The sequence below is a fragment of the Sphingobium sp. CCH11-B1 genome, assembly GCF_001556865.1.
In the GTDB taxonomy this organism is placed as follows: Bacteria; Pseudomonadota; Alphaproteobacteria; order Sphingomonadales; family Sphingomonadaceae; genus Sphingobium.
Window position 1 is genome coordinate 1 of sequence record NZ_LSJY01000140.1, and the last position, 4,756, is coordinate 4,756.

At 67.6% G+C, this 4,756-nt stretch carries 7 protein-coding genes; all 7 read left to right on the forward strand.

Annotation, left to right across the window (positions count from 1 at the left end; all coding sequences use genetic code 11):
• Positions 1-74: 74 nt before the first annotated feature.
• Positions 75-920 (forward strand): DUF932 domain-containing protein, encoded by an 846-nt coding sequence (locus AX724_RS15435; protein ID WP_066767989.1) that lies wholly within the window; start codon positions 75-77, stop codon positions 918-920.
• 241 nt (positions 921-1,161) lie between these two features.
• Positions 1,162-1,413 (forward strand): XRE family transcriptional regulator, encoded by a 252-nt coding sequence (locus tag AX724_RS15440; protein WP_066767991.1) that lies wholly within the window; start codon positions 1,162-1,164, stop codon positions 1,411-1,413.
• 139 nt (positions 1,414-1,552) lie between these two features.
• Positions 1,553-1,816 (forward strand): DNA -binding domain-containing protein, encoded by a 264-nt coding sequence (locus tag AX724_RS15445; RefSeq protein ID WP_066767994.1) that lies wholly within the window; start codon positions 1,553-1,555, stop codon positions 1,814-1,816.
• 159 nt (positions 1,817-1,975) lie between these two features.
• Positions 1,976-2,752, forward strand: coding sequence for a DUF2285 domain-containing protein (locus tag AX724_RS15450; RefSeq protein ID WP_066767996.1), 777 nt, complete (start codon positions 1,976-1,978; stop codon positions 2,750-2,752).
• A gap of 121 nt (positions 2,753-2,873) precedes the next feature.
• Positions 2,874-3,140 carry a helix-turn-helix transcriptional regulator gene (locus AX724_RS15455; protein WP_066767999.1) on the forward strand — a complete coding sequence of 89 codons (267 nt, stop codon included), beginning with the start codon at positions 2,874-2,876 and terminating at the stop codon, positions 3,138-3,140.
• Positions 3,141-3,146: 6 nt separating this feature from the next.
• The gene (locus tag AX724_RS15460; RefSeq protein WP_066768000.1) at positions 3,147-4,040 is read left to right on the forward strand and encodes a replication initiator protein A; all 894 of its coding nucleotides are present in this window, start codon (positions 3,147-3,149) and stop codon (positions 4,038-4,040) included.
• 271 nt (positions 4,041-4,311) lie between these two features.
• A partial coding sequence (locus tag AX724_RS15465; RefSeq protein WP_066768001.1) for a DUF2840 domain-containing protein occupies positions 4,312-4,756 on the forward strand: 445 nt, incomplete at its 3' end.

Genomic DNA, 4,756 nt, shown 5'->3' on the forward strand with positions numbered 1-4,756 from the left:
TCTCGCCGACGGGCAGGGTTTCAGCGCGGCGCTTCCCGCTGCGCGGAAACCCAAGCCCAAGGAAGGAAAGACCTATGAGCATCCATCACCTTGCCACCCGGTTCGGCCGCAACAGCCATCAGATCGGCGGCTATGAGGCGCTCGACAACGAGGCGCTGTATCGCAACGTCCCGTCCATTTTCGCCCGCGAGGCGCACGACAGCCGTTCCGAGCGCTATGTCTATGTCCCCACCATCGACATCGTGGAGGGGCTGCGCCGGGAAGGATGGTTCCCGTTCTTCGCGGTGCAGTCCGTCCCCCGCGACGGCAGCCGCCACGGCCACGCCAAGCACATGCTGCGCCTGCGCCGGGATGACGGTATCGGCAAGCCGGAGGCCGCCGAGGTCATCATCGTCAACAGCCATGACGGGACCAGCGCCTATCAGATGTTCGCCGGGATGCTGCGTTTCGTCTGCACCAACAGCATGATTGCGGGCGAGCGGTTCGAGGAGGTCCGCGTGCCGCACAAGGGCAATATCCAGCATGACATCATCGAGGGCGTTTACACCGTGGCCGAGGACTTCCCCCGGCTGATCGACGCCAGCGAGACGATGAAGGAGGTTCGGCTTTCCGAGGATGAGCAGCGGTTGCTAGGCGAGGTCAGCCTTGTCGCCCGCTACGGCGACGACGAAAGCCCGCTCACCCCCGAGCAGATCATCGAGCCGCGCCGCTACGAGGATCGGGGCGATAGCCTGTGGACCACGTTCAACGTGATACAGGAGAACGTCATTCGGGGCGGATTGCATGGCCGCAAGCACAACGCCGAGGGCCGTATCCGCCGCAGCCGTTCGCGTCCGATCAACGGCATCGACCAGAACGTGACGCTCAATCGCGCGCTCTGGACGCTGGCCGAAGGGATGCAGCGCCTCAAGACGGGTTGAACCCCATTGCCGCAGGGCCGGACCGTCCGGCCCTTCGGTTTCCCTTCCCATCGCTCGTATGACGCCGCCGATCCGTCCCCCCGGATCGGCGGCGGCCGCGCGTCCCGATGGTCCGCGCGGCCGCAGGGCGGGCTCGCCGGGCATTCGCCCGGCTCGCCGTTAGCCTATTCCCATTCTCGCAAGACGACTATAATAGTCGTTTTCGTAGCGAATGACCCGAAGGTTGTGGAGGTGATCTTGCATGATCACTTCCCGCCAGGTGCGGGCCGCTCGCGCACTTCTCGGCTGGACACAGGAGATGCTTGCCGACGAAGCCCTTATTGCTCTGACCGCGCTCAAGCGGCTGGAATCGGAGAGTTATAAGGCCGTGAACGACAATACTCGGCATCAGGTGATGAAGGCGCTTGAGGGAGCAGGGATCGTCTTCCTCGATTCGGATCGAGGTCGAGGCGTGCTGCTCGTGACCAATTCAAGTCCCGAACAGCGCAAGTAACCAGCGGCGGCGTGCGGCCGACTGTCCGCGCGTCGTCAGACGGCCATAGCAAAGACGGTGCGATTACTTCGCTCCATTATGGTGTATATTCGGTGAATCAGCAGGCGCAGGGGGCTATGGCTGAAAGCGGAACGAGGCGATGGCGATAGCCGCTTTCGAGGATCGCGCCCCGGACGCGCCCCATGTCACCGACTATGATGAGCGCCATCATCGGACCTATTGGCGGCTGCTCGACGCGGCCGACGAAAATGCCGATTGGCGCGAAGCCGTCCGCATCATCTTCGGCATCGACCCCGCCGCCGAACCGGAACGCGCCCGCTGCATATATGACTCGCATCTCGCCCGCGCGCGCTGGATGACCGAGACCGGCTATCGGCACTATCTGCGCCCGCCGCCAAACTGAGAGCGGCCCCGGAACACGCGCGGCGGCGCCGATAATCCCTTCAAAACGCTGACTTGAATCCGCTATGCGGCCGCCCTCTCGGCAGGTCTTCTCCGGGGCGGCGGGCTGGCGAACATCTTCCAACGCGCTCCGCAGAGGGCCATGCTTGGGAGGGTTTCGATGCCGCCTGAGAAGGACTGGCGCGCGCCCCCGGACGAGGCCGGGGACGACGCGCTGCAATATTCGGACATCGCCATCGGCTATCTCGGCCGCAACGCTCGTTATCGCGCCGACTACCGCCGCGCGCTCGGCCGCGTGAAGCGCGGCGCGATCTCCGCCGACGAGGCGACCGCCAGCCTCGTGCGGCGCTGGGGCATCAGCTACCACGCCGCGCCTGGCTCGGCGTTCGACCGCAAACTGGCGGTCGCGCGCCCCGACCTCTCGCCGGCCAGCATCGTCCTCGCACCCGCGGTCGTCGGCATCGGCGCCGGTCCCTTCGACATGGAGGCGCTGGGCGATATTCGCGCACGGATCAGGATGGGCGACTTCCTGCATGTCATCCTCGCCGATCCCGATGGCGACGAGCATCTGTGCGTCTGCGGTTCGTGCCAGCGCCCGATGGCCGTGATGCTGCCGATCGAACCCGATCCCCTCGCGCGCCTCGCGTCCGCCGAGCGCCTGTGCCGCCGCCTCAGCGGCATGGCGGCTGGCCCGCCGGCGCTGCGCCCGCCGCCGTTCCGGCGCGAGCATCTCCTGACCCTGCTGCAAGTGCTCGACGGCAACCAGGCGGGCGCGAGCCAGCGCGAGCTTGCCGCCTCGCTGATCCACCCCAAGGTCCGCCGCTACACCAACGCCGAATGGATCGAGAGCAAGGAGCGCAAACGCATCAGGCGTTGGCTCAAGGAAGCCGTCGAGCTGCGCGACGGCGGCTATCTCCGCCTGCTACGCGGCGGCTGACGGGGGACATCGCCGTCCCCCTCGGCGCTGTCCCTTCTCCGCGCCGGGGTCGTTTCGCCACGATCGCCTCCTGTCCGCCGGTCCCCGCTTTCCGGGGCCGGCCATCATCAGGAGGATCATCATGGCCGAGCCTGTCGCCGCCACAACGCCACGCTATCTCAAGACGCCCGACGCGGCGATCCACCTCGGTCTCTCGGCTCGCACGCTGGAAAAGCACCGCTGCTACGGCACCGGCCCGGTGTTCCGCAGGCTCGGCGGCCGGATTGTCTATGCGATCGACGATCTCGACTCCTGGGCGGCGCTCGGCACCCGCCGCTCGACATCCGATCCCGGCACCGGCGTCGTCCATCCCGCCAAGCGCCTGCCCACCGATTGCGTGCGTCGCTGAGCGCCGATGCCCTCTGCACGCTCCCTTTCCGGCCGATCGAGCGCCGAGCGCACGCAGCTTGAGCTGTTCCGCTCGGTCCCCGGCGACCTGGCGGCCCGCGATGCGCAGGACTTGATGGCCTGGCCGTTCTTCTCACTCGCCAAGGCCCGTCGCACCGCGCCCATCGACTTCCGCCTGGGCGCAACATGGATCTCGGTCGAGGCCGTGCCCGAGCATGGCATGGCGACTATTTGGGACGCCGACGTGCTGATCTGGGCGGCGAGCCAGCTCATCGACGCGCGCGATGCCGGACGGCCGACCTCGCGCCTGATGGTGACGACGCCGCACGAGATACTGGCGTTCACGCGGCGGGGCACCGGCAAGGCGAGCTACGAGCGGCTGAAGGCCGCGCTCGACCGCCTGCAATCCACCACCGTCGCCACCTCGATCCGGCAGCAGCACCAGCGCCGCCGCCATCGCTTCTCGTGGATCAACGAATGGCGCGAGCTGGCGGACGGCAACGGCCGTGCGCTCGGCATCGAGCTGATCCTGCCCGATTGGTTTTATGCCGGCGTGCTCGACCGCGCGCTCGTGCTGACTATCGACCGCGCCTATTTCGACCTGACCGGCGGGCTCGAACGCTGGCTCTACCGCATCGTGCGCAAGCATGGCGGACGGCAGAGCGGCGGCTGGAGCTTCGACGTTCCGCACCTCTACCTGAAATCCGGCGTGCTCTCGCCGCTGCGCCGGTTCGCGTTCGAGCTGCGCGCCATCGTCGCGCGCCAACCGCTCCCCGGCTACGTCCTCACGCTCGAACATGCGCTTGGCCGCGACCGGCTGAATTTCGTTCCCGTCCCCGTCGATCCGTTCGACGCCGCCATGCGCCGCGTCGGCCTCAAGCCTGTGGAGAACTGGCCATGAGGTTCGGACTATCGGGAACGGCGCGATTCGGACGATCGGGAACGCCGGGCACGGACTATCGGGAACGCGCGGGCTTCGCAAAGCCGCAGAAATCCTCGCGGAATCGCACCCCTACTAACGGTGCTAATAGAAAAGAATCCTTCGGATTCTTGCTAACGGCGCGCGCGGCTGTGGACAGCGCGGCCTTGCTCGCGGGCTCGGCGCTCGCTCGGCGGCCAGGTCGCCGCCCTCGCACCGCTCCTGTCGCGCGCCCCATCCCCGGAGACCTCCCATGATCGACGACCGGCCTCCCGCCGTGCGCGGCGGCGGCGCGTTCAGCGCGCTGGCCCGCGACGACCTCACCCATGTCGAGCTGACCTGGATCGAGAAGAAGCTCGAGCACTGGATACGCTTCGGCCGGATCGCCCAGGACCGCATCCTGACCCGCCGCACCCGCGTCGTCGGCTTCCGACCGGGCGCCGTCTTCGCGTTCGTGCGCTGGGCGTCGAACGACTTCGGCACGATCGTCTCGCGCATCGACGTGGTGCGCGCGGTCGCGGCGAACGAAGCCTATACGACATTGCCGTTCGTGCGGCCGGGCGGCGACATCCTGCTCAAGATCGAGGGCTGGCCCAAGGTCCAGCAGGTGCTCGCCGCAATCGACGCGGTGGAGGCGGCCGGCGTCGATCCCTGCGACGCGGCGGCCGACCATTGGCGGCACGTCCACAACCGCATCG

Coding starts and splice junctions, on each gene's coding strand:
- AX724_RS15445 (WP_066767994.1), top strand. CDS start 1,553: ATGGCGATAGCCGCTTTCGAGGATCGCGCCCCGGACGCGCCCCATGTC.
- AX724_RS15455 (WP_066767999.1), top strand. CDS start 2,874: ATGGCCGAGCCTGTCGCCGCCACAACGCCACGCTATCTCAAGACGCCC.
- AX724_RS15460 (WP_066768000.1), top strand. CDS start 3,147: ATGCCCTCTGCACGCTCCCTTTCCGGCCGATCGAGCGCCGAGCGCACG.
- AX724_RS15450 (WP_066767996.1), top strand. CDS start 1,976: ATGCCGCCTGAGAAGGACTGGCGCGCGCCCCCGGACGAGGCCGGGGAC.
- AX724_RS15435 (WP_066767989.1), top strand. CDS start 75: ATGAGCATCCATCACCTTGCCACCCGGTTCGGCCGCAACAGCCATCAG.
- AX724_RS15440 (WP_066767991.1), top strand. CDS start 1,162: ATGATCACTTCCCGCCAGGTGCGGGCCGCTCGCGCACTTCTCGGCTGG.